This window comes from Deltaproteobacteria bacterium (genome assembly GCA_016210005.1).
Classification (GTDB): domain Bacteria; phylum Desulfobacterota; class Binatia; order HRBIN30; family JACQVA1; genus JACQVA1.
This window is the reverse complement of sequence record JACQVA010000140.1, coordinates 13,417-37,797: the sequence shown is the minus strand read 5'-3', so window position 1 is coordinate 37,797 and position 24,381 is coordinate 13,417. Positions and strand designations below refer to the sequence as shown.

Genomic DNA, 24,381 nt, shown 5'->3' with positions numbered 1-24,381 from the left:
GTCCGTGGGAGTCGGCGTCGCGGTCGGAGTTTCGGTGTGAGTGGCCGTCGGGGTGTCGGTGGCGGTGGTGGTCGGTGTTGCTGTGGCAGTGTCCGTGGGAGTCGGCGTCGCGGTCGGAGTGTCGGTGTGAGTTGCTGTCGGGGTGTCGGTGGCGGTGGTGGTCGGTGTTGCTGTGGAAGTGTCCGTGGGAGTCGGCGTCGCGGTCGGGGTTTCAGTGTGAGTGGCCGTTGGGGTGTCGGTGGCGGTGGTGGTCGGTGTTGCTGTGGAAGTGGTCGTGGCAGTAGGCGTGCGAGTACGGGTCGCGGTTGCCGTTCGCGTGGGGGTTAGTGTTCGAGTATCGGTTGGTGTGCGGCTGGCGGTCGCGGTCTTGGTGTAAGTGGGCGTGCGAGAAGGGGTGGCGGTGACCGTGTCGGTTGGTGTCCGTGTCGAGGTCAAAGTCGGCGTCGCGGTAGCGGTGACACTTGGTGTTGCGGTAGCGGTCGCGGTGGCCGTGGCGGTCGGCGTACACGGTGGCCCCAGGCAGCCACTGCCGGGGTCGCAGAGTTGACACGGGTCGCACAGCGGCGAACCGGTACAGGTTGCGCTGATAGTGCACTGGTCGTTGCCGGTGCACAGGCTGTCGTCGTCGCATGCACTGCCGGTGGCAGGCGGATAATCGCAGCCGGCGCCGTTGCATTGCCCGGGTCCGGTCTCGCACGGTCCCGGCGTGTCACAACTGATCGGCGCTCCAGCGCACTGCTTCGACTCATCACAGGTATCACTGATGGTGCAGAGCTCACCATCGTCGCACGGCGCGCCGGTTGCCGGGGGATATTGGCAGGCGCCCTCATCGCTGCACGTAGCGCCCTGCGCCTCTTCGCAGAATCCGGGTGTCTGGCAATAACATGGCGGCACGGTGCGCAGCTCCAGTGCGACGCCTTCAGGAGTGGCGCTGCATGCCCAGGTGTAAGTGACCGAGCGTGGGGCAAGCCACTCTCCGATACACCCGTCACCCGGTTGGGGTTGGGCCGTGCCGAGCAGGGCGAACGCTTGGCCTTCCCATAAACCGGCCATGCGCAATGAGTCGGAAGCCGGTTGCTGGCGCGCGTCCACCGAGCCCAGGACGGCTGGGCGCACGACCACCACGACGGCTGCCGGTGTTGTGTCGATCTCGGAACAGCTTCCGTTCGGGCAACTCGGGTGGTCGGCGGCAATCCACCCGTCGAGCGACTTTGCTTTGTCGGCGACCAAGTGAATGTGGAACCAAGTTCCGCTGCGCTCGAAGGCAACGAACTTGGTGCCCTGACTCGCCTGCACTATGGCAGGGAACTGGAAACCCGGCAGCGGCCGCACGTCAAGCGAAGACGCCAATACCCGCACCACTGCCGGCACCATTGGGGTGAGCGGAGCGATCCGCCGCACCGGGTCGCGGTAGCCGGCATAGTCGGGTGCAACGGCGCTGTAACCCATTTGTTGTGGGCTGGCCGGCGCTCCGAGCACGGGCGCCGTTTTGACCTCGAAGTGCAGATGCGGGGCGAAGCTGGTGCTGCCGCAGTTCTGCAGGCCGGGGCAGCGCCCGCGGCGGGCGACGCCGCCGCCGGAATTTCCCATGATCCCGATCGGGGTCGTGGCGCTTACGCCCTGGTGCAGCTGCAAGCCCGGGGTAATCGAGTCGAGATGGGCGTACAGATAGTACAGGCCGTCATCGCCGCGAACGATCACCGTCCGGCCCAAGGCGCCATCGGCACAGTCGATACCTGGGCAGACGCCGCTTGGCGGCGTGCTGCAAGGGCCGAGCTGCTGAATCAGCACCACGCTGCCCTCGACGCCGGCAAACACCGGGGTGTCGTACAGGCATGGATCAGCCGGGCCGCGCAGATCGATGCCGGTGTGGTAGCGGTCCGGAACCACGATGTCGTAAGTGCCGTATTCGTTCACGGTATCGGTCGCCTGGAAATCAGTGATCGGCCACTGGGCGGCTTGGCTGCCGGTGGTGCTGGCGAGCAGCAGGCCCACACGCAAGAGCGCAAGTTGCCCAAAGCCACGCAATACATCCTGGCTCATCCTGTGATTACCGTACCGGGCATGAGGGGTGTTACCGAAAGGCAGCGGTGCTACGGGCGCAGCGCCGCATAAGCAGCGGTGCTCTGAGCACCGGTGGCGAGCAGGGCGAACACCATGACGACGGCATCCGCGAGGCCCCAGGTGCCGCTCAGGTGCACCACCACGGCCGCCAACAACAAGGCCATCAAAGTGAGCTGCGGCAGCGCCGCCGGCAGTTGCGAGTGCGCCGCCTTTTGCTTCGCCGTCGGCAGGTGGGGGATGCGCACGCGCAGGAGCGCGCACAACAGCGCCAGCGTATAGACGGGCCAAAGAGTGCAGGACAGAGCGTAGCCACGCCAGGTCAGCCCGCGTGCATCCACCTCCAAGTGCCAGAGGTGCATCGCTAGCTGGCGCACCAACACCACCGCTAGCGCCAGCGGAGCCAGGCGCAGCAAGTATTGGCACAGTTCCCGGACCGCGGCACTGCTGCCGAAGAGCAGCACGCCGGCGGTGACTAGCGCGTGGGCCAGGAAGATCGGCCCGATTAGATAATAGGTCAGGCGCACCAGGTAGGCGGCATTTTGCGGCAACGTCAGTCGCCGGCACAAGCACGGGTAGACTGTGAAGAGCACCTCAAAGACGCCGCGCGACCATTTGAAGTGCTGGGCGGTGATGCCGATCAGATCGCTGGGGGTCTGACCCCGGGCGTCGAGGCTGGGTACGAACACCGAGCGCCAGCCGGCGGCGTGCAGCCGCAGTGAAGTGTGGAGGTCCTCCGCCAGCCCGGCTTGGTGTCCGCCGATGCTTTGCAGCGCCCGGCGGCGAAACGTGCAGTGACTGCCCCACACCGGGGCGGCGCCGCAGCCGTACATGCCCATCGAGGTCGGACCGTACGGGTCAAACCCCTGTTCGGCCGCCGCGCGTGCGACCAGCGAGTCGCCGTGATTGTGAAACCCCACCCAGCTTTGCACGAAGCCGACTGCGGGATCGGTGAAGTGGCCGAGGACCGCACCGAGGAAGTTCGGTTCGGGCACGTGGTCCACGTCGAAGATGGTCACGAACTCCCCGGTCGTTCGGGCCAAGGCGGCGTTGACGTTGCCGGCCTTGGCATCGCCGTTGCCAGCGCGGGTCAGGTAGTGAACCCCGAGGCGCGCCGCCAGCGCCGCAAGCCGAGGGTGCGGTCCGTCATCGAGCAGGTAGGTCTGATGCGGGTAGCGAATGGCGACCGCCGCGGCGAGACTGCGTTCGACCAATTCGTAGGGCTCGTTGTACACCGGCACCAAGACATCCACTGAGAGCCCCGCCGGTGCCGCCACGGCTGCCGGCGTCTCGACGTGCAGATAGAGCGCCCAGGCCGAATAGATCTGCGCTACGACGTAGGCGGCCATCAAGATCAGCGAGAGCCAGAGCCAGGGGGAATTCAACCCGAGGCGTTCGACCCACCAGCTGAAATAAACCAATGAGGCCAAGATCCCGAGCAGGACGACGGCGAAGAGGACGCCGTGCGTGCGCAGCGCGCCGATATTCCGGGCCGAAGCCCCGGCCGTGAGCGTGGAACCGTTCATTATTGTACTCGCAACTGGCAACCGGAGAGAGAGGAAGAAGCCGCCGATGTGCACCGATGCGGGAGGTGACCCGATTTATTGCGAGCGTTGGATGAGTTTCGATGACAGCTGCGGGCGGTTGCCGCAGCTCCTATTGGCATTTACCGGCGTCCTTCGGCGGCTGCCGGCCGTTCTTGCGTTGAAGCGGCGGCGGGTGCCCAAGGGTCGCCCAAGGCCAAGACGTTGAGCCAGCGGAGGTACTCGTTGATGACTTCGCGGCTCTGCTCGCGTGAACGCCACCAGGAGTCGGCGGCGAATCCGTCCATTTTCGGGCTGTGCACCATAACCCGGGTCTTGCCGGCCAATGCACGCCGCAGCAGCCAGCGCGTGCGCGCGCTGTGGCTACGCGAGGTCACAACCAGTAAGCTCGCCGGCCGGTGTTGCCGCGCGAAGGCGACTACTGCGGCTACTTCCGTCATCGTTCCGTCCACCGGCTCAGGGAGAATCTTGACGGCGTGTGGTGGAACCCCGCTGCGGCCCAAGATCTCCTGCGCCAAGGCCGTCGCGCGCGGATGCGCGATGCCCAACTGCCGAATGGCGTCATCCACGGCTCCGGCCGCCCAGGTGGGCAGGACAATGGTGGCGGCCATCCCGTCATGGTAGAGCCGCGCGGCCTCGAAGACGCCGACTGCGCCATTGGCGATCGACACCACGATCGCGTCGGCGGGCGCAACGGTATCTTCTGCGATCAGCAACTGTGCGGCGCCTCTGAGCAGAGGGCGGCGAGCGACGAGCAAGCCACTCAATGCCAATCCCAAGGTCAGTCCGCACACCACCGCTCGCCGGCGCCGCATCGTTGGTGCTTTCTTGGGTTGAGTTCACTTGAGGTCAAGCGTCGCGGACCGGCTAATCGAGCTGGTAGAGGCTGCGCCAATCGACATCGTCCCGCAGCGGCGGTTGGCGTTGCTTGTCGAGTAAGCAGGAGCCGAGCACGAGGTTGTCCATTTCCGTCCGCATGAAGCACAAGTAGGCATCGCGCGGGCTGCACACGATCGGTTCACCGCGCACGTTGAAGCTGGTGTTGACCAGCACCGGGCAGCCGGTCAGGGCGTGGAAGCGGCTGAGCAGCGCGTGATAGACAGGATTAGTGTCGGCGTGGACGGTCTGGATGCGCGCCGAGTAGTCCAAGTGTGTCACCGCCGGAATATCGGAGCGCGGCACCAGCAGCCGCTCGACTCCGAAGAGCTGCTGCTGCGCTGCGGTCATCGCCCGCCGCCGCTCCGCTCGCACGGGGGCGACCAGCAGCATGTACGGCGAATCCTCATCGAGCTCGAAGCACTCGGCCACATGCTCGCGCAAGACGCTCGGGGCAAACGGGCGAAAGCTCTCGCGGAACTTGATCTTGAGGTTCATCACCGACTGCATCTTCGGTGAACGGGCATCGCCCAAAATGCTGCGGTTACCGAGCGCACGCGGCCCGAACTCCATGCGCCCTTGCAGCCAGCCGACCACCCGTTCCTGTGCGAGGAGTTCCGCAGTGCGGTCGATCAGGGCATCGGCCGGCAGCCGTTCATAGGAGGCGCCGGCCGAGCGGAGAAAGTGCTCGATCTCCGCATCGCCGAACGCGGGTCCGAGATAGGACCCGTGCATACCGTCCCCAGCCGCGTTGGGGCGACGCGCGTTGCCGAGCACCTTGTGCCAGATGGCCAGCGCCACGCCGACCGCCCCGCCGGCGTCACCGGCAGCGGGTTGAATCCACAACCGCTTGAACGGGCCTTCGCGCAGCAGGCGGCCGTTGCCGACGCAATTCAACGCCACGCCGCCGGCGAGGCAGAGATTCTCCATGCCGGTCTCGCGGTGCACGTGGCGCGCCATGCGCAGCATGATCTCCTCGGTAACCTTCTGGATCGAGGCGGCCAGATCCATCTCGCGCTGCGTCAGCGCCGACTCGGGCTGACGTGCGGGCCCGCCGAAGAGCCGGCTGAAGGCGCCGTTGGTCATGGTGAGCCCGTGCAGGTAGTTGAAGTACGCCATGTTCAGCTTGAACGAGCCGTCATCCTTGAGCTGCACGAGCTTGTCGAGAATCAGATCCACGTAGCGGGGCTCGCCGTAGGGGGCGAGGCCCATCACTTTGTATTCGCCCGAGTTCACCTTGAAGCCGGTGAAGTAAGTGAAGGCGGAGTAGAGCATGCCGAGAGAGTGTGGGTACTGGAGCTCGGCGAGCAGGTCGAGGTCGTTGCCGCGGCCGATGCCATACGAGGAGGTGGCCCACTCGCCGACGCCGTCCATGGTGAGCACGGCGGCTTCGGCAAACGGGGAAGGGTAGAAGGCGCTCGCGGCGTGCGACTCGTGGTGCTCGGTGAACAGCAGCGAGCCGCGAAATCCGCCGAGCGCCACGCGGATTTCCTCGCGCGTGAAGAGCTTCTCTTTCAACCACACCGGCATCGCGGTCAGAAATGAGCGCAAGCCGCGCGGAGCGACGCCGACATAGTTTTCGAGGATGCGCTCGAACTTGAGCAGGGGCTTGTCGTAGAAGCCGGCGTAGTCGAGCTCATCGACGCGCAGCCCGGCCTCGCGCAGGCAATAGGCCACGGCGTGATGCGGGAAGCCGGCGTCGTGCTTCTTGCGCGTGAAGCGCTCTTCCTGCGCGGCGGCGACGATCTCGCCATCGCGCACCAGGCAGGCGGCCGAGTCGTGGTAGTAGGCGGATATGCCCAGAATCGTCGTCATGGCGGTTAGAACTGGCGTTCGTATTGCTCGCGGCTGACCGGCTGTGGGGTGCGCTTGACCCAGCAGCTCTGCAGCGATGGATCCAGGGAACGGGTCAGTGGATCGCGCACCAAGCGCAGCAGCAATGCGATCGGTGTGAGGATGAGGTAGAAGAACGCGCCCAAAATGACGCGCGTGTTCACGTATCCCAGTACGCCGGCTGCGGCCATCCAAACGCGTTGCACCGGTCGAAGCAGGGTCGGCGCAAGGAGGCCGGGCAGCACCAACAAAGCGCCGAGGGTCCATAGCACGCGGGGAGCGAGGTCGTGCCCCCGCGCCCAGCTCAGCGTCCCGAGCAACACAAAAGCCAGCCCGACCGTCAGGCCGAACTTGTGCAAGTCGGATTTCGATATGTGGTCCAAGTGTCCGCTCCAGAGGTTTAGAAGATGGTGTAAATGAACGGTGCCAGCGCCGAGCCCTGCGCGAACACGATCAGGGAGCCGAACAGCACCAACACGACGACGATCGGCGCCAGCCACCACTTCTTGCGCACGCGCAGAAAGGCCCAGAACTCGAGTAAGAGGGAAATGGTCGGATTCGACATGGTGGCGCCTCCTTTTGCGGGGTCAAGCCGAAGAGGTGGTGGTCATTGAGCCGTCGGTGCCGCCCCGAAGTGGCGGGACGTTTTGAATGGCGGCCGGCGCAAGGGTGTCGACAAAGGTGCGCTGCCAAAGCTCGAAGTTAACCAGGTTCCAGATCAGGTAGCTGTTGCTGCGTGCGGCATTGGCGTCGCCGGTACGCAGTGGGTGAAGGTGGGCCTCGACGGCACGCCGATTGAGCAGGCCGCGCCCGAGCGTTCGGCCGTCCAGGAGCACGTCGGCGAAGTACTTGCGGGTTGCCGGCCGTTCGAGCCAAGGGATCAGGGGCACAGGAAAGCCCCGCTTCGGGCGGTTGATGAGTTCGGCCGGCAAGTAGTCGGCCGCGATCTCTTTGAGCAGCTTCTTGCCCAGGCCGCGGCTCAGCTTGCGGTTTGTCGGTAGGCGGTAGGCGTATTCGACCAGCTCGTGGTCCAAGTACGGCACCCGCGATTCGATCGAGGCGGCCATCGACATCTTGTCCTGCTTCATTAGAAGAGCAACCAAGAAGGTCTTGAAGTGCAGGTAGGTGGTGCGGGAAAGAAAATCCCGCTGAGCCGGCGCGTTAGCGAAAATATCGCAGCATGCATCCGCAGGCGGCCGTCCGTGACCGTTGCCGGAACCTGGGTCGGATTGGAGCAGGTCAGCAATCACATCTGCGGGGACCCATTCGTTGAACGAGGCGGCCAGGGCCGCTGGTGTCATCAACAGGCGCTCGAACAGCAAGTGCTCGCGCCCAAGGGCGCGTTGAGCGAGGCGAACAGATGACTCGCGCAACGGCGATGGGCAAAGCCGTTGGAAGGCTGCGGCAAGGTGAGCGTGGCGGCGCGCCCAGTCGTATTGGTCGTATCCTAAGAACAGCTCGTCGGCGCCCTCGCCGGTCAGAATGACGGTGGCGTTGCCCTTGGTCGCACGTGACAAGAAATACAGCGGGACGCTGGCACGCAGCCCGATTGGCTCATCGTAGTGCCAGACCAATCCTGGTAGCGCCTCGCAGAACTGCTCGGCATCGAGAACGATCTCGGTGTGATCCGTGTGGTAGCGCTGGGCAACCATGCGCGAGTAGCGAAACTCGTCGTAGCCCGGCTCGGTGAATCCGATCGAGAAGGTCTTGACGGGCGCGCCGGTGAGCTCGTTCATCATCGCCACCAGCAAGCTCGAATCGAGGCCGCCGCTCAGAAATGCGCCGAGCGGGACGTCGCTCATCAGGCGCCGCTGGATCGACTGGCGGAGCAGGCGCTTTACCTGCTCACGCTGCTCAACCTCATTACCGCTGACCACCGGCGCGTCCGGCAAGTCCCAGTATTGCTGCACCTCGACTCCGCTACGCGTTGCGACCAGAACATGCCCCGGCGGGAGTTCGCGGATATCGGCGAAAAGGGTCTCCTCTCCGTAGACAGTGCCGTAGCGTAGAAAGTCCGGCACGCGCGGCCAGTTGACCTCTGCGGTTACGCTGGGATGGGCGATGATGGCCTTGATCTCGGAAGCGAAGATCAGGGCTTCGGTAGTCACGCGGTAATAGAGCGGCTTGATGCCGATGCGATCTCTCGCCAGTACGAGTCTGTTGGCACGCTGGTCATAAATCGCGAAGGCGAACATGCCCAGAAGCGAAGAGACCGAGTGCCAGCCATCTTGCTCATACGAGTGGATGATCGCCTCCGTGTCGCAGCGCGTCCTGAAGGTATGGCCCGCTGCTACCAAACGTGGCCGCAGCTCGCGGTGGTTGTAGATTTCCCCATTGAACGTTATCCAGATACTCTCGTCTTCGTTCGCCATCGGCTGGTGGCCGCCCGCCAGGTCGACGATGCTGAGGCGACGGTGGCCGAGGCCGACATGGCCGCGCACGACATTGCCGGCGCCATCGGGCCCCCGATGAATCATGGTGTCGCGCATAGCGGTCAGATCGCGCTCAATAACCGGGCGCGAGCGATCGAAGTAGTAGATGCCGCAAATGCCGCACATCAGTGCACCCGCACGCCGGCGCGGCTGAGAACTGCCGCGACTCGCTCAGCATTGGTTTTCCACGTGTACCCCCGCTCTACCGTCCGGCGCCCGTTGAAGCCGAGACGCGCACGCAGCATCGGATCGTCGATCAGGCGCAGCAGCTGAGCGATGAACGCATTCGGGGACCTCGGGTCGTACAGCAGGCCGTTCTCTCCGTCGGCAACGACCTCGGCCATCTGCCCCTGGCGAGCAGTGAGCACGGCCCGCCCGCATGCCAGGTACTCGAAAAGCTTGATCGGCGACAAGTAAAAGAACTCCTCGGCGGCGTAAGGAGCCAGCAGAATGTCAGCGGCCGCCATGAGCTTGGGGACCTGTTGCGGCGGCACGAACCCGGCAAACTCGACCCGATCCTCATAACCGCGCGCGCGGCACTCGCCCTGGAGTGCCGCGGACAATGGGCTGCTCCCAACCATCAAGAAGGTCACACTTAGGCGGCGCGGGAGCACTTCTACGATAGCCTGCCGCAACAGCTCGACACCGTGAAAACTGGCGAAGCTGCCGACGAAGGCGACGATGACTCGGTCGTGTCCGAGGCGGGCGCGCACCTCAGCATCGGCGACGGCGGGATTGAAACGCGCTGGATCGACGCCGTTTGGGATCACGCTAATCCGCTCTTCCATCACGCCGTGCGCCGCGAAGTAGCGCTTGAGTGCGTTGGATACGACGAAGACGCCATCGGCGCGGGCCAGGGTCTGTGCCTCGCTCCATTCGGCCAGTTGCGGCAGTAAGCGATACTGGCGGAGATAACGCCGATACTCGTGCGCCAAGGGCGCATTGACTTCGAACACGATGGGGATGCCGCAGCGGCGCGCGGCGATAAGGCTGGAGAACTGATGTAACGAGTGACGCGTGAGGACAACGTCAGGCTGATGCCGCCGGATCAGCGCTATCTCCGGCGCAATGCCACGGACGGCGCGCGCGAGCGCCGCTGACTCGTGTAGCCTAGGGCTCAGGCGAGCGCGCAGAAGACGCAGCCAGTCGTGATCGCGGCCAGGCTCGCCGCCTGGTGCCGGGTCGGGGGCGCGGTGCCGGTCGCAAGTGACTACGGTATGCCCCAGGGAGCGCAGTTCGCGTGTCAGCTCGGCGAGGTGCCGGGCAGCACCGCTCGACTCCCGCGCGTCCCACTCGTAATTGAGGTAGAGGATGCGCATAGCGGAGCTCGGCAGCGGCGCGGCCGATGCCGTGGCTGCGGGCGGTGCCGCCATCGCCGCATTCGAAGTGGGATTCATGCGCAGCTCATGCCGCCGGCGTAGATGCGGCCCTTGTTGCCAATACGACGATACAGTCGCCCCGGCTGGGCGACTCCAGCAGATGTTCCAGGATGCCTCGCAGTCCCAGAATGTCATACAGTACGTATCGGGCAGCGCGTACCAGCAGATACCTGCTGGCCGCAACCGGAAAGAAATTGAAGGCGAAGCGGGTCTTCAGCACCTGCCAGCCGGTCTCCCGCAGGAGACGATGAACGTCGGCGGTGTCCTGCCAGTTCTCGATCGGCTGGAGTTCGCCCGCTGCAAAGCGCATCCGGGACGAAACCGGCCGATTCGGTACGGTCAAGATCAGATGGCCGCCAGGCCGCACCTTTTCGCGCAGGCGCGTAAGCAGCACGGCTTGGTCGTTATCGGCAAGATGTTCCAAAACTTGAGAGAGCACGCAAAGATCGAAGCCGTCTTCGGCAACGGGGATGTCGGGTAGGGTGCCGATGACAAAGCGCCCGAGGCCGCGAGTGCGCGCCGCTTGCACACCGACCGGCGACTGGTCGATTCCGGTGACGCGGCCATAGCGGGCGAGAAACTCGGAGATGATGCCGCTACCGCAGCCGGGCTCGAGAATGCGCCGCTGCGTTGGCTTTGCCTCGGGCAACGCCGCGATCATGCGCTTCAGAGCGTCCATGCGGCACTTGTGGTGCTGATCCACGCGGCCGGTCGCGGCCCAGAGCGAATCATAGAAGTGCACAGATGACGGTGGCGGCGCGGCTGCAACTTTCGCTGACGGCGGATCCAGTGGTCGGGAAGTCTCCATTCTATGACTCCGCGTAAATCGCGCCGAGCTCGGCGGCAACCGCTGTAAAGGCAAACCGCGATTCCGCGGTGGCGCGATTGGCGCGGCCCATATGCACCCGCAGCTGCGGGGACTGCTGCAGATCCAACAGCGCGCGGGCGATCGCCGCCGGGTTGCCCACCGGGACGAACATCGCGCCTTCAGTCATCATGTCGCGCAGCGCGCCCACCGGCGTGCATACCACCGGCAGGCCCGCGGCCATCGCTTCGAGTACCGCGTTCGGCATGTTCTCGCCGCGCGACGGCAGCAAGAAGACGTCGCTCTGCGCCAGCAGTTGCCACTTCTCCGGTCCCGTCACCGCGCCCGTGAACTCCACCAGATGCTCGACACCCAGATCCCGGGCGCGCGCTCGCAGTGCCGCTTCCTCACCGCCGAACTCCCCGGCGCCGGCGAACACGAAGCGGATCGCTTGCTGGCGCAGCCGCACCGCCGCCGCGAGAATATCGAAGTGGCCTTTGCGCTCGCCGAGCGCGCCCAGTGTCACTACGCGTAAGTGGGTGGAACCGTTCCAGGTGCGCGGCTGCGCGTCTTCGAGGCGCACGCCGTTGGGCAGAATCCGAATCGGGTGGCCGGGCTGAAGGCCGGCGATGAAGTCGCGCCAGTATTGCGAGAGGACCAAGATTTCAGACGGAAGACGCAGCGCCCGGCGAATTGCCGAGCGGCCCCAGGGGCCATGTTGCCAGTACCAGCTGTCGAGGTCGCCGCCGTGCAACTGCAACAGCACCCGGCGGCCGAGCGCGCGCGCGATGGCGCAGTAACCCGCACCTTGCCAGAAGTTGATGCCGACGGTCGCCTTCACGTGCACCAGGCGCGGACGGTTGCGGGTGATCTCCGCTGCCAACTCGATGAACCGCCGGGCTTGGTAGGCCAGCCGCTGGCGCAGCGGGCGGTTCGGGTCATGCCGCCGGGCGGTGTTGAAGAGCCGAATGCCGTGGCGGGCGACTAGGTCGGAGCGCAAGATCATCTCCACGCCGACCTCGACACCACCGACCAGCGGGCCGTCGGGTAGGTTGCCGACGAGCAATACGCCGCCGTGGCCGGCCGCCGGCGCGCTGGCAACCGCGTCGCGTTGTGCCGAAGCCTCGATCTCGATTGAGTTGGATAACATGGCGTGCACTCAGCGCCCGGCGGCGCTGACTCGATCCGTGGCAAGTGCGCCGTTCGCCGCCGTCACGCCCACCAGGTCGATCAATGTCTGTTCCGAGCGCATGCGCTGCGGCAGTGAGTGGAATTCCTCGTCGTTGTTGCCGATGACGAGCACGTCGCTGCTGTTGACGACTTCTTCCAGCGTTGGTCGCAGCAAGCTCTCGATGTGGGGAAGATGCTGGGCGACGTAGTCGCGGTTTGAGCCGACCAGGTGTGCGAGCGAAACGCGGCCGTCGTAAATCGCCAGCGAAATGCCCTTGCCCAGCAGCGCCTCGACGATCGCCACGGTCGGGCTCTCCCGCAAATCGTCGGTGCCGCCTTTGAAAGCCAAGCCGAAGATGCCGACGCGCGGACGCCCGAAGGCGAGAATGCGCTCGATGCACATGGCGGTCTGTACCCGGTTGCTCTTCAACGTCGCGCTCAGCAGCGGCAGGGGCACATCGCGGCGGCGACCGCTGTAAAGCAACGCCCGCAGATCCTTTGGAAGACACGAGCCGCCGAAGGGCATGCCGGGCTTCAGATAGGCCGCCGACAAGTTCAGCTTGTGATCGAGGCAGAACAGGCGCATGACCTCGCTGGCGTCGGCGCCAACCGCGCCGCTGATGGCGGCGATCTCGTTGGCGAACGCCACCTTCATCGCGTGGAAAGCATTGGATGCGTATTTGACCAGCGCCGCCGTCTGGCGATCGGTCACGAACACCGGAGCTTTGAGGAAGCCGTACAAGCGCCGCACGATGGCCGCCGAGCGCGGCTCGGCTGTGCCCACGAGGGTGAACTGCGGCGAGTCGAAGTCGTGGACGGCACTGCCCTCGCGCAGAAACTCGGGATTGACCGCCAAGCCGAAGCCGTCGCCAACGCGACTACCGGCGCCACGCTCGAGAACCGGCACGATTACCTCTTCCAGGGTTTCCGGTAGCACCGTGCTGCGGACGAGCACGACGGGATAGCCGTCGTGCCGTGCGATGGTGCAGCCGATTTGAGCGGCTACGCGTTCGAGGGCGTGGCTGTCGAGCCCGCCGTTGCCGTTGCTGGGGGTGCCGACGCAGACGATGATGACCTCAGCGGCCGCGATGGCATCGGCTGCCTCGGCGGTGGCTTTCAGGTGGCCGGAGATGTGGCTACGCCGGATCAGCTCGGGCAGACCCGGCTCGAGGACGGGCGATTGTCCCTGCGCCAGCATCGCCACCTTGGAGGCATTGGCGTCGACTCCGACGACGTGATGGCCCTCGCGCGCCAGCACACCTGCGGTGACGCAGCCGACGTAGCCCATGCCGAGCACTGCGACCTTCATCGCAACTCCTGGGTCACGGTGGCGCGGAGCGGCTCCGGTATCGGCGCCGCCCTACCAATGACGGTGAGCAGCTCGCTCAGCCTGGTCTCGAAGATGGTCTGCCGCTCCTGTCGCAAGCTGCTCATCTCTGCACTCAGCTGCCGGCTCTCGCTCAGGGCGCGGCGAATGCCGGCGGCGATGGTCACGGGCTCGCTGTTGACGTGCACGGTGCCGCGCGAAAACGTCTCCCGCAGTATCCCCCAGTCCGATGTCACCAGCGGTTTGCCCAAAGCCATGGCCTCATAGCCGCCGCGCTGCATGGTGTGGTCATGCGTGGTGAGCACGACGACCACGTCAGCCGCGCGCAGCAGCCCGGCGTAATCTTGCTCGGAGATAAAGCCGGTGAAAACAACATTCGCCGGCTTCGCCGCCAACCAGGCCGGGCTGGCATGGCGCGTATCGCCGGTGACGAAGAAGCCAGCTTCGGTGACCATGCGCGCCGCGGCCAGCAGCTCGGCCACAGGTTCATCGACGGAAAAGGTGTTGACCACCACCACCCGTGGGCCGGCACACGGGGCCGGAGCGCGGCCGGGTCCGAAGCGTACCGGAACATCGCCGATGACCACTGGTTGCGCTCCCCAGGAGGCGACGACATCGCGGAGATGGTTGCCGGTGACTATGACCGCATCCGCGCGTCGAAACACCGCTTTGGTCAGCGGCAGCAGCCAGCGCCAGCGGCCGTGCTCGAAGATGCCGGTGTGGGCGTCGACCACGAAGCGGGCACCGCGCCGGCGCGCGTAGCCCCAGACCGGCAAGGCAGCGAAAATCGGCGGCACAGCCACCAGTAGGCAGTCCGGCTGTTCCCGGCGCAGCCGGTGCAACGTCGCCACCGTTTGCAGCACATACTTCAGCGGCGCCTGCAACGGGCGTTTGAACGACAAGTAGTGGATGAGGTGCGAGGTGCCCCCCAACGCCGCGGCCAGGGTGTCGCTGCGGCGGCAGTAAGGATACCAGGTGATGAAGCTAGTGCGCACGGATGCCGTCGATCTGCCGTCCGCCCGAGAGCAGCACCTCCGGTTCGGCTGTGCCGGAACGATCGCGCCGCGCGATGGCGGTGCGGGCATCGGTGGTGATTGCCCCGATGCGCGTCGGGGCAGTGGTGGTGCGTACCACAACGTCAACCAGTGCGCCGCTGGCGTCGCCGAGGCTGACCCACACCGCGCCGGCTTGGCGCTCGCCACTGACTGCCCTGACCAGCAGCGGCGGCGTGTCGCTGGGTTGCACGGCCAGCAGCGTCAGGCGCACGGCTGGCAGCGTGGCGTGGTCGGCGAAACCAATTGCCGGCGCTTGGGTAATCTCGGCGTAGCGTTCGGAATACGGGGCGACAGCGCTGGTGACGATGGTTGGTTCTAGGGCGTTTGCGGCAGCGAGATCTTGGACGATGAGCCGGCCGCGGCCGGACGGAGCCGACAGCCGGACCGTTGCAGCACCGACAAGCTCGACGCCGGCGCCCGGCAGTGCGTGGAACCAGCGAGTAAAATGGTGGCGACCGCGTCCCTCAAGCCAGTCGATCAGCAGCCAGCCGCCGGCAAGCCCAACCACGGCGCGGCGGTGGCGCACCGCGGGCCGCAAGCGCCGGTAACCGTCGTGCCAAGCCTCGACGTAGTCGAAGCCGTGCCCGCGATGGAACAGCTCGCGCCCGTTGCGTGGGAGGTTCAGCCATTTGAACGGGTCGAAGGCGTCGGCCTGATCGCGACCGCCGATCTCGACGGTGTTGTGCATGCGGGTGGAACGAAACAGGTCGCGGCGGCCGTGCTCGTCGTAGTAGGCAAAGGTGCCGGGATCGATGAGCATCTCTTCTCCCCCGACATCGACCAGTACGCTGAGCAGATCAGCGTGACCGTGGCTGGCGTGCGGCAAGTAGCCGAGCGGCCCGCAATCGAAGACCAGGCGGTCCTGTTCGGGGCCGGTAGTCGAACGCAATATCGCGTAGCCACCGTGCGCGAGCAGTTCCGAACGGCGCTGGGCCCGGGGGCGCGGCTGGGGTTGTGCCAGCGCGGTTTCCCCGGCGAGCCACAGCGCACTTTCGTAGCGCGCCGGCAGTTGCGCAGAGTCACTGAGTCCCAACACGGCATCACCAAGAGCGAGGATCTCCGCAAAATCCCAGTGGTCGGCAGTTACGAACGGGACGCCGCGCGCGTCGTCGCTGTCGCCGATACGCGGAGCCTGCTGGTTGGGACCGACGAGAGCACGGATCGCATCGAGCATGGCGGCCGCGCGTGTAACAAGGACGGTGGGAAGCGGCAGCTGATTGCGATGCGCGAGCGCGATGACTTGCAAGATAAGGTCGAGGACGAAGCGCTGGTAGCTGGTGGACTGTTCGCGATCGACGCCGTCTTCGGCCACCTGGCGCTCGATTTCACCTGCCAGCGTGGCGAGCGCGCGATCGCGCAGCCTGGCGCTGTTGTCCCATTCGGGCAGCCAGATTGCCACTATCGCCAGCGCTGCGGCCTCGCCGATGAGATGGTTGGTGGGATCGGTATAAACCGAGAGATGGCGGTCGAGATGATCGCGGTGCTGGCGCAAGCTCGCCAGCCACAGGCGCAAATCGTCGTTGCCCAGCGCGGGCGTGCCGAGCAGGAACTGCAGCGTCCAGACCCAAGAGATCGCGCGCATGGCAACTTCCAGATTGCTGGCCCAGTTCACGCCCAAACCGGCGGGGTTGGTTGCGATCCAGCGGCGCGCCATGGTGATGCAGTGGCGCGCGTACTGCTCATCGCCGGTATAGATCGCGGCCCGGGCGAGCGTCACCAAGAACTGATGTCGGTTAACTTCCCACACGAACTTGACGTCAGCCGCGGCGCCGCGCACGGCATCGCTGTCGTCGAGCACTGCCAGCGGCCAACAGCGGCCGCGCTCGGGGTCGGCCAGCCAGTCGAAATCGGGTCGCGTCGGGTGAAAGCGCCGCCCCAGGAGTTCGATGCCGTCAGTCACGATGGCATCAGCAGTGGCAACGGCCCGCGCCACCTCGGGGCGCAGATGGGCGCGCGCCACGGAGGCGAGACGCGGGCGCTCGTTTGTGCTAAAGAAGCCTCGCACAGCGGTACGGGTGGCGAAGCAGAGTGCGGGGTCATCAGCCATGACCTGGGGCAACAGACAAGCAGCGAGCGACTCGGTCAACGGGAGGCGGTCGTCGATTCGCCGGCGCGGGATACGCTTGGCGGCAGTGCGCCACCCGCGATGGAGTATCTCGGCTGGGCCCATGGTTGCTAAGCGTTTGATTAGACGTGCTCGCCGCTGTACTGCGGGCTGCGAGTGCCACACCAACCGCGCAAGCTGCGCAGGCGGTGCTGTGTCAAAGCTCGCCGGCGCATTTGGTGTGCAGGACAGCGAGTGGATGTTCGATACAATCGTCACACAACCTCACCGGAGTGACACAGGGAAGTGGTTTGGTAACGGTTCATATGACGTGCGTTCGGCCGCGGAGCCGAGCCGCCCTACCTAGGTCCCGGCCGGAACGGCCATTGCTACGAGAGGACAGCCGATGGGTCGTCGACATAGTCAGCACCAAACTACCGCAACGAGCTTGGGATCGCTTGCGGTCGCCTGTGCTCTGCTCGCGGGAGCCGTTCCGGCAGGGGCCGCAACCTACTACGCGGCCGCGCTTTCCACGGCATGTAGCCCGGCGACGCCGGGTACCGGGACGCTCGCCAGTCCCTACGCGCACCCGTATTACGCCCTGACGCAGGGGCAGGTGTCCTGCGGTGATGTCCTGCAACTGCGAGGGGGAACTTATCGCGCCAAATTGTCCGGTTTCAGCGATGACTCGACTGCTGCCAAACGCTACAGCTCGTGCGACGACGACCAGCTGGCCAGCGGCGGGTACGACGGCGGGCATACAGTGCTGCCATTGTTTAAGCAGTGTTCCGCCGCCGCTCCGCTGATCATCGAGAACTTCCCCGGAGAAGACGTGGTTCTGGAAGGGGCCGATGCCGACCTCGATGCGGGGTCGGTCTGGAGTCCATGCAGCGATGGGGGCGACGGCCCCGGCGGCGCCAACGATGCATGTTGCGGCGCGGCCGGTTTGTCGCTCGCAGCTCCGAGCGAGACGTACTGCGCCACGGGCTTCAATGTGTCGAACAGCGACACGGCGCAGATTTGGATCGATCCGCCCGTGGACGGGCCGGGGCAACGCTTGGCGTGGTGGGCAGATGGCCCGGCGCTGTTGGGCTCGGACGCCGCGGCTGATCACGACGGCCTGCCCCGCGGAGGGTTTTTCTCGGTCAATAGCGGCAACCCGCTGGTAGTGCGATTGTCCGATGGGAGTGATCCGGATTCGCATCGGGTGAAATTGGTCGTCCAGGGCGGTGACGGTGCCTACGGCGTCGTTGCTGCAACCGGCGCCGCCTACATGACCGTTCGCAGGAATCCCAGTGGCGGCAGTTTCCGGGTCAAGTATGGCTATCATCCGCTCAACGTTGTTGGCGGTTCGCAGCACGTGACGTTCGACGGCGTCGAGGTGATGGGTGCGGGCGGCCATGACTACGGCAACTGCCTGCGCACCAGCAGCGGGACCTACATCGCCTTCCGAAACGGGCTGTGTCGTGATGCGATGGCTGAAGGCATCGCGCACTACGGCGGCGGTCCGGGCGCGCCAGCGGGGGCGTCCGGCGTGCAACTCAGCCACTGCACAGTGGAGAACTCGACGATCTTCGACACCGGCCGCGGCTGGTTGGACGGCGGCGGCAAGGGAACGAATCTCGGGATGGGCGTCATCCTGAAGAACTGCAACGACTGCATTGCGGCCGGCAACACCATTCACGACACGTTTCGCGACGGTATCTCGGTCACCACGTCGACCGAAGGCTGTGGCGGCACCTGCACATCGAACAACGTCGTGATCGATCGCAACTTGATCTACAACAACTGCCATGCGGCTGATCAAATCGCGGCCTACCCGCCGAATCCGATCGGCACCGGAGACTGCGCGTGCATACAATTGGAGGAACAAGGCACCGGAACCATGGCCGGCGCGACCATTTCTAACAATATGTGCCGTGGAGACTACGCCAACCCCGTGCTGACGGTGGCTGCTGCCGGCATCAAGATCGACTCGACCATCCCGAATGTGAAGATCGTGAACAACGCGATCCGAAACACCGGCGGTCCCTGCATCGATCTCTCGCCGAACGGGGCGGTCGCAACGGTGCGTAATAATGCCACGGATGTATGCAGTCGGGCTGGGACACCGTGCAGCGGCTTCGCCTGTAACCTTTACGCCACGACGGCGGCGGTGCCGATACACAGCAACAATACTTACTGGGGTGCCAGCGGCGCTACCAACGTGGTGCGGATTATCCCGGGAATCGCTCACACGAGGGATCAGGTGGTGGGCGCCTTCGAGGCCAGCGCTAAGCAATTGGACCCGCTCTTCCTCTCGCCGACTGACCTGCATTTGCAAGCTGGCTCGGGGCTGATCGGGGGGGCGACAACGACCGACGCGCCGCCGCTCGACTTCGATGGTGACACCCGGCCCGCGGGTGTCGCATCAGATGTTGGGGCGGATGTTGTCAGCGGCCGCCCGGGAATTCCCAACTTGCTGTCGGTCACGCCCATCCCGTGACGAATCCTGCGACAGCTCGACGGCCTCGGCCATGCCCATCAAAAACCATAGCTGGGCATTATAGGTGTAGCCCTGGAGGATGTTCCAATACATCATCCAGCAGAAGGCCAGCAGGCCAGCGCTCCAGCCGAGTGCCAGCGCGCGCGTGCCGGCCTGCGTCGTTCGGGTTAGGCGCAGGGCTTGGATGAGTGCAGCCAATAACAACACCACCAGGCTAATTCCACCGAGAATGCCGGTCTCGGCGGTGCGCAGCAAGTAGACATTGTGCACCGTGTACACCCAGCCGGTGTCGAGCTCGCTGTCGATATACGACTTAAAGGCGTGCTCGTAGGCTCCGGTGCCGACTCCGGTCAGTGGCTCCGCGGCTATAACGCGCAGCGCCATACGCATGAGCGCTGCCCGCTCCTCGTAGGCGTCGCTCACTGTGGATTCCGCAAATCGCGCCGCCACCATCGGCGAGAAGGCAATGGCGGCACCGAGCGTGGCAGCGGCCACCCAGCCCACACGTCGCAAACGCAGCGCGCCCCGGCGGGCGCTCAGGAGCAATAGCCAAACGATGCCGAAGCCAAATGCGCCCCAAGCCGCCCGGGTAAACGTCAGCACCAGCGCCACGATGCCCATGGCAGCTACCATCGCGGGCCGCGGTCCGGCAGGGCCGCGCTGGCCGGTCAAATAGTAGGCCGCGGCGATCAAGAGAATCGGAAGCATGAAGGCCGCGAAGCCTCCCGGACTGGTTGCTACGGTTCCTCCGGGTCTCGGCAGGTTGGGATTCTCTGCGAGAACCTCGCCTGCCAGGGTGAAGGTCTCACCGGTCGCACTCTGAATGAAGTACACCGCCGATTGCATCGCTACGGCGACAAAGAGCAATTTCACCGTACGGTCCAACTGCGGCTGAGAGCGGATCAGGTTCAGGGCGAGCAAGTACGCAAAGTAGAGCTGTGCCTGCAATATCAGATGAGTGATTCCGACAAACCGCTCTGAGGTACGCAGCAGCGAGGCGACAGAAGCAGCGAAGAACAAGAGAATCGGTACGCTGAGCTTGCCGCCCCAGCGAAACGGCGGCTGATCGTGTGGCGCCCGCCAAATCAGGCAGTAGCCAAGCAGGGCCGCGCCGACGAACGTGGTGAGAGGAAATACCATCCCTTCACTACCGGCCCGCTCATAGGCGAACCGCAGCGAGACGTCGGCTTGAAAGCTGAGAACGAGCACCCCATAAAGAAACCTCTCCTTGTCCTGCAAGGAGAAGACAACGAGCGCGCAGAAGAGCGCCCCGACCACGTAAACCATCCAGCGGGTGGGAACGCCCGCCAGAACCAGTGCCGCAGCGCCGACTGCGATCCCAAGGGTGCCGAACGTTAGCAGGGCGCGTGTGACTGACCCCGCCGGCATGGGCGAATGGGCAGCGGCGGCTGTCGCTGGAATGGTCACGCGGTCTGCTCCATGCTGGCTATCGTATCAGCGCCGAAACCCCGCAGGCCTTCGCCAGACGATCGAGATGAAGCAGTCGCAGCTCGGCCGAAGTGAAGAAGCCCGTGCCCAGCAAGGTAACGGCATACACGAAAGGCGCGGCTGTGAGTGCCACGACGGCGTGTGGTTGCCTGACAGTCCAAACGAATACCCCAGTCAGCGCCGCCGCCAGCAACGGTGCGGCATCGGGTCGCAGTGGCGCGGCATAACCGGGCAGGCGCTGCTGGAGATATAGGTACTGCAGCGAGGCATAGAGCCACAGGGAAATCAGCGTCGCCAGCGCTGCCCCCAGCGCCCCATACGCAGGAATGAGTCCGAAGTTGAGCGCAATGTTGCAGAGCGAGGCCAGACCGTTGAGCGCAAGATCGACTCGCTGATGATTGGCCGCTACCAGAACATAGGCGTGGTAGCGAATCCAGCCATACGGGACGACGCTCCACATCAACACGATCAGTGCGCCCGCGGCGGCATGAAATGACTCGCCGTAGAGCAGGGTCAGAATCGGCTCCGCCAGCAAGGTGACGCACACGGCGGCCGGCAGGCTGGCTGCGAACAGGTAGCGCGCGGCCGCGCGGCCAAGCCAATCGAGAGCGGCTGCTCCTTGCGCGGCGGCGCTGGCCATCTGCGGATAGAGCGAGAGGCAGAAGCTCTGCGGTATGATGATCGCGAACTCCAACAGCCGCCAGGCAGCGCCGTAGTAGCCCACGTCTTCTACCCCGCGAAGCTGCGACAGCATGAAGGCATCGATACGCCAGTACAACGTGGCGAACACCGAGATCATGAGAAACGTGGGCGCTTCCCGAACCAGCTGGCGCAGCAGAACCGGATCCAACCCCCACCGCACCGGTATGCCGGCTCGCTCGACCAAGCGGCTGGCGCCGAAGCAGGCCAACAGGCGGCCGGCTACGGCTGCCAGCATTACCCCCTCGAGGCCGTAGCCCGCCAGCAACAGGGCGCCGCCCAGACCCACCCGAACGATTACCTCCGCCAGCAGCATTGCCGCGACGTACTCCATCCGCTCGAGCGCCACGAAGGTGGCCTCGAAGAAGGCCATAAGCGGTGACGGCAAAACTGCCAGACTCAGCAACAACACCACGCGTTGAGTAGCGGTATCGTATCCGAGGACGAGCCCTAGCGTCGCCATCAGGCCGGCCGACAGCAGACCCGAAGCCGTGCCCAACGTCAGGGAGTTGGCCAGCATACTCTTCAATACCGCACCATTGCGCGCACCCTCGCGCGTGATCAAGGCACGTAAGCCGAGTGGTGCGATGGTGTCGCAGAAGTACAGGAACGTGAAGGCGAGGGTGTAGCGGCCGAGTCCCTCGGCGCCGAGCGTGCGCGACACCGCCAGCACGAGGGCAACCGAAAGCATCGGCATACCCACGCGCAACGCCAGCAGCACCGCAGTATTCTTAACGACGCGTGCGGCGCCGAGGTCGCGAGGATGCGCCGCCGCCGTGTTAGGTTGTGCGGTCATGGCCTCTCACTGGCCTGCAAACGCCACAGTGTGTGATCGACCCACTGCCACCCGTCGAGTGCCCCGCGGCAGAGTAAGCGAAACATCCACAAGTCTTCACCGCCCTCGACCTTGATGCGCGGCAGGCTGAATGGGTTCATCCCCGCGCGGACGGCGCCGTGTTGTGAGGTGAAGGCGCAGGTGTAGCCGCTGTCGCGGAGCACTGCCTCGGTCACAGCGTTGTAATCGGCCCGCGTCCCGAAAGGATAGGCAAAGGCGCTGACCCGGATTCCCAGGCGCTGCTCGATGGCGCTGCGCGAACGCTCCATGTCGTCGCGGACCGCGGCGGCGGACAACCGGCCCAGCGAGCGGTGTACCCAGCCATGAGAACCGATGGTGATTCCGGCCTGGTGCAGGTCACGCAGTTCGTTCCAACTCAGGCGCGCCTCGTCGCTGGCGGTGCCGATTTCGCCGGCGGGTACGAATGCAACTGCGGGGACGCGGTAACGCTGCAAGATCGGCAATGCCTCAGTGTAGAGGCTTCGTAGCCCATCGTCGATAGTGACGAGTACCCCGGGCCGAGTGAATTGTACTTGCCCGCCCACGATACTGGTTACGTCGGCGAGCGAGCGGGCGTCACAGTGACCGGCAATCCAGGCCATGTGTTGCTCGAAGTCCTCAACCCGAACACAGAATGGGTCGCGGCGCGCGGCCCCGAACCGATGGTAGGTCAGTACGCGAACCGGAGCCGTGACCGGTTTGCCGGCCCACCGCCAAGCATGCTCGCAACCGGCAGTAGAGAGTGCCAGTGCCTTGCGCGCCGTCTTCTTGAGCGCCCAACGCAGAGCGGAGATCTCGGTCGCCATCACTCTCGATCCAGGTCGAAGATCGTCGCCGCGGCGGCGTTGCAAGCGAAGAAGTCGCTGAGCCCCGTCAAGTAATGTGCCTCGTTTGTCAGGCCCTCAGCGACTCGGCGCCGGCTCCGCCAAGCCAGAAAATCGTCGTAGGCGCGGCGCAGCTCGCCTGCGGGAATTTGCATCGCCCGGCAATACGCCTGCAATACGCCGCGCAGCAATTCACCCAGAGGCGTTCGCACAAAGAATAGACGATCGCAGGCTTCGCGTAGTGCCCGCCGGGGCTCGTAGAACAGCCCCACATAGGTGAACAGATTGAGCACGTCGTGCGTGATGGGTTGCCGCTCCTCGAACTGCTCCCAATCAATCACCGACACCGCACCGTTCGACTGCATGAGGATGTTGGCGGGCTGGAAGTCACCGTGAACGGGTCCCAGCGGAATGCCCGAGGCCGGTGCGGTCGACGGCAAACGCGTGGCTTGCTGAAAGGCCACCAGCCAGTCAGTGGCGCCTTGCAGGAGCGGGCGAATCTCGGCCAGCTGCAATGGCGGTCGGAACAGGGGCGAGAACAGCGCCTGCAGCGAGTGGCCGGCACGGTGCTCGTAAGCGAAGACGTTGGTATGCCGAAACCACCAGGCCGGAATGGTGGCCCGAAGCGGCGATGACGCCAGCAGTTGGTGAACTCGCGCCAGCGCCCAATGCTCATGAGCCAACTTAGCGTCCGGCTCGCGACTGAATTTGACGACCGCCAGGCTGCGCTTTTGTGCCCCGATTACCGCGAAGGCGCGTTGGGCGGCGCGGCGCGGCTTGTCGGTGTACAGCGCGAGGTCGACGTCGCTCGCTAACCACGGCGGCGCCGCGGCGGATAGGTGTAATTGTGATGCCCCGTGGCTGTTGTGTTCCTCGCCTAGTGGACGCGCGGTGCGCGTCCAGAGCACCAGACGCGAGCTGAGACGCCGCACGATGCTCGGCCGCGCGAGCGCCTGTGCGAGCAGTCGTGTCGGTCGACTCAAGTGCGGTGTGACCAACTCGCCAGTGCTCCCTGCGCCGAGCAGCTCGGCTGAAGTCAACAGCAACGAAGGCCGCCGCAGACCGGGAAGCGTGTACAGCGTGCGAGTGGCGATGAAGTACGGTGCCATTGCGGCGGTGTCGCGCTCGGCGAGTGCCAGGCGCGCGGTCGCCAGTCGCCCGGCCAGACCTGGACATGCGCAGACAAGGACCCCGCCGGGGCGCACGATGTGCGCGAGACGTTCGACCACGCCGGCCAGCGCTGGTGCTGAGCCAGCGGTGCTACAGGCGAACACGCCGTCGAAGGCGGCGGCCTCGAACGGCAGCGAGCGTGACAGCGGAACGGCCACAGGCGCTGCCTGCTGGTCACCCCGATCGACAATGCACCAGGCGACACCGGTGTCGAAGATGAAGTAGAGAAAGCAGCTGTGGCGGTATCCGGCGCCCGCGAGCACGGGCAGGAACCAGTAGCGGGCGGCGAGTTGCCGCGCCTGCGCCGCGGCCTTGTCTTGAGTGGCCGGCCGTGTGCTGGCAGTCGGACACCGACTCTCGGTTCCGCCAGTGGGGTCGAGCGTTTGCACGGCG

At 65.2% G+C, this 24,381-nt stretch carries 18 protein-coding genes; 1 reads left to right on the top strand and 17 read right to left on the bottom strand.

All coding sequences use genetic code 11. The features are described 5' to 3' along the window. The 13 genes from HY699_13290 to HY699_13230 all read right to left on the bottom strand — a co-directional run. Positions 1–2,043: M23 family metallopeptidase (locus HY699_13290; protein ID MBI4516779.1), on the bottom strand; the 2,043-nt coding region annotated here is incomplete at its 3' end. A 50-nt stretch (positions 2,044–2,093) separates the two neighbouring features. After that, a complete protein-coding gene (locus HY699_13285; protein ID MBI4516778.1) occupies positions 2,094–3,587 on the bottom strand; it encodes a glycosyltransferase in 1,494 nt (497 codons plus the stop codon). 140 nt (positions 3,588–3,727) lie between these two features. After that, on the bottom strand, positions 3,728–4,321 hold the full coding sequence (locus HY699_13280) for a YdcF family protein (GenBank protein MBI4516777.1): 594 nt from the start codon (positions 4,319–4,321) through the stop codon (positions 3,728–3,730). 151 nt (positions 4,322–4,472) lie between these two features. Then, entirely contained in the window at positions 4,473–6,296 is a 1,824-nt protein-coding gene (locus HY699_13275) for a carbamoyltransferase (GenBank protein ID MBI4516776.1), read from the bottom strand. Positions 6,297–6,301: 5 nt separating this feature from the next. Next, on the bottom strand, positions 6,302–6,697 hold the full coding sequence (locus HY699_13270; GenBank protein MBI4516775.1) for a sxtJ: 396 nt from the start codon (positions 6,695–6,697) through the stop codon (positions 6,302–6,304). A 17-nt stretch (positions 6,698–6,714) separates the two neighbouring features. Next, on the bottom strand, positions 6,715–6,879 hold the full coding sequence (locus HY699_13265) for a hypothetical protein (protein MBI4516774.1): 165 nt from the start codon (positions 6,877–6,879) through the stop codon (positions 6,715–6,717). Positions 6,880–6,901: 22 nt separating this feature from the next. Next, positions 6,902–8,872, bottom strand: a complete 1,971-nt coding sequence (gene asnB, locus HY699_13260; GenBank protein ID MBI4516773.1) for an asparagine synthase (glutamine-hydrolyzing) — start codon at positions 8,870–8,872, stop codon at positions 6,902–6,904. Continuing rightward, positions 8,872–10,143, bottom strand: a complete 1,272-nt coding sequence (locus tag HY699_13255) for a glycosyltransferase family 4 protein (GenBank protein ID MBI4516772.1) — start codon at positions 10,141–10,143, stop codon at positions 8,872–8,874. Before HY699_13255 ends, asnB begins: the two co-directional genes overlap by 1 nt. A 7-nt stretch (positions 10,144–10,150) precedes the next feature. Further along, on the bottom strand, positions 10,151–10,804 hold the full coding sequence (locus HY699_13250) for a methyltransferase domain-containing protein (protein ID MBI4516771.1): 654 nt from the start codon (positions 10,802–10,804) through the stop codon (positions 10,151–10,153). 130 nt (positions 10,805–10,934) lie between these two features. Continuing rightward, positions 10,935–12,080, bottom strand: coding sequence for a glycosyltransferase family 4 protein (locus HY699_13245; protein MBI4516770.1), 1,146 nt, complete (start codon positions 12,078–12,080; stop codon positions 10,935–10,937). Positions 12,081–12,089: 9 nt separating this feature from the next. Continuing rightward, positions 12,090–13,409: a nucleotide sugar dehydrogenase gene (locus HY699_13240; protein ID MBI4516769.1), complete on the bottom strand. Its 1,320-nt coding sequence runs from the start codon at positions 13,407–13,409 to the stop codon at positions 12,090–12,092. After that, a complete protein-coding gene (locus HY699_13235; protein MBI4516768.1) occupies positions 13,406–14,422 on the bottom strand; it encodes a glycosyltransferase family 4 protein in 1,017 nt (338 codons plus the stop codon). The genes HY699_13240 and HY699_13235 overlap by 4 nt, the downstream gene beginning before the upstream one ends. Continuing rightward, a complete protein-coding gene (locus HY699_13230) occupies positions 14,412–16,652 on the bottom strand; it encodes an alginate lyase family protein (GenBank protein ID MBI4516767.1) in 2,241 nt (746 codons plus the stop codon). Before HY699_13230 ends, HY699_13235 begins: the two co-directional genes overlap by 11 nt. Before the next feature lie 280 nt (positions 16,653–16,932). Here HY699_13230 and HY699_13225 point away from each other — a divergent pair, with 280 nt between their 5' ends. Then, positions 16,933–19,011 (top strand): right-handed parallel beta-helix repeat-containing protein, encoded by a 2,079-nt coding sequence (locus tag HY699_13225; GenBank protein ID MBI4516766.1) that lies wholly within the window; start codon positions 16,933–16,935, stop codon positions 19,009–19,011. Here HY699_13225 and HY699_13220 read toward each other — a convergent pair. The 4 genes from HY699_13220 to HY699_13205 are packed head-to-tail and all read right to left on the bottom strand — an operon-like array spanning position 18,937 to position 24,377. Next, positions 18,937–20,439: an O-antigen ligase family protein gene (locus tag HY699_13220; GenBank protein ID MBI4516765.1), complete on the bottom strand. Its 1,503-nt coding sequence runs from the start codon at positions 20,437–20,439 to the stop codon at positions 18,937–18,939. The two genes, HY699_13225 and HY699_13220, sit on opposite strands and share 75 nt — an antisense overlap. 19 nt (positions 20,440–20,458) lie before the next feature. After that, positions 20,459–21,955 carry a flippase gene (locus HY699_13215; GenBank protein ID MBI4516764.1) on the bottom strand — a complete coding sequence of 499 codons (1,497 nt, stop codon included), beginning with the start codon at positions 21,953–21,955 and terminating at the stop codon, positions 20,459–20,461. Further along, positions 21,952–22,800, bottom strand: a complete 849-nt coding sequence (locus HY699_13210) for a polysaccharide deacetylase family protein (protein MBI4516763.1) — start codon at positions 22,798–22,800, stop codon at positions 21,952–21,954. Before HY699_13210 ends, HY699_13215 begins: the two co-directional genes overlap by 4 nt. Next, a complete protein-coding gene (locus HY699_13205; protein MBI4516762.1) occupies positions 22,800–24,377 on the bottom strand; it encodes a hypothetical protein in 1,578 nt (525 codons plus the stop codon). The genes HY699_13210 and HY699_13205 overlap by 1 nt, the downstream gene beginning before the upstream one ends. Between the last annotated feature and the right edge of the window lie 4 nt (positions 24,378–24,381).

Bases quoted from the DNA above. Each gene is read 5' to 3' on its own strand.
- HY699_13285 (MBI4516778.1), bottom strand. From the start codon at position 3,587: ATGAACGGTTCCACGCTCACGGCCGGGGCTTCGGCCCGGAATATCGGC.
- HY699_13275 (MBI4516776.1), bottom strand. From the start codon at position 6,296: ATGACGACGATTCTGGGCATATCCGCCTACTACCACGACTCGGCCGCC.
- HY699_13265 (MBI4516774.1), bottom strand. From the start codon at position 6,879: ATGTCGAATCCGACCATTTCCCTCTTACTCGAGTTCTGGGCCTTTCTG.
- asnB (MBI4516773.1), bottom strand. From the start codon at position 8,872: ATGTGCGGCATTTGCGGCATCTACTACTTCGATCGCTCGCGCCCGGTT.
- HY699_13255 (MBI4516772.1), bottom strand. From the start codon at position 10,143: ATGAATCCCACTTCGAATGCGGCGATGGCGGCACCGCCCGCAGCCACG.
- HY699_13250 (MBI4516771.1), bottom strand. From the start codon at position 10,804: ATGGACGCTCTGAAGCGCATGATCGCGGCGTTGCCCGAGGCAAAGCCA.
- HY699_13245 (MBI4516770.1), bottom strand. From the start codon at position 12,080: ATGTTATCCAACTCAATCGAGATCGAGGCTTCGGCACAACGCGACGCG.
- HY699_13240 (MBI4516769.1), bottom strand. From the start codon at position 13,409: ATGAAGGTCGCAGTGCTCGGCATGGGCTACGTCGGCTGCGTCACCGCA.
- HY699_13230 (MBI4516767.1), bottom strand. From the start codon at position 16,652: ATGGGCCCAGCCGAGATACTCCATCGCGGGTGGCGCACTGCCGCCAAG.
- HY699_13225 (MBI4516766.1), top strand. From the start codon at position 16,933: ATGGGTCGTCGACATAGTCAGCACCAAACTACCGCAACGAGCTTGGGA.
- HY699_13215 (MBI4516764.1), bottom strand. From the start codon at position 21,955: ATGACCGCACAACCTAACACGGCGGCGGCGCATCCTCGCGACCTCGGC.
- HY699_13210 (MBI4516763.1), bottom strand. From the start codon at position 22,800: ATGGCGACCGAGATCTCCGCTCTGCGTTGGGCGCTCAAGAAGACGGCG.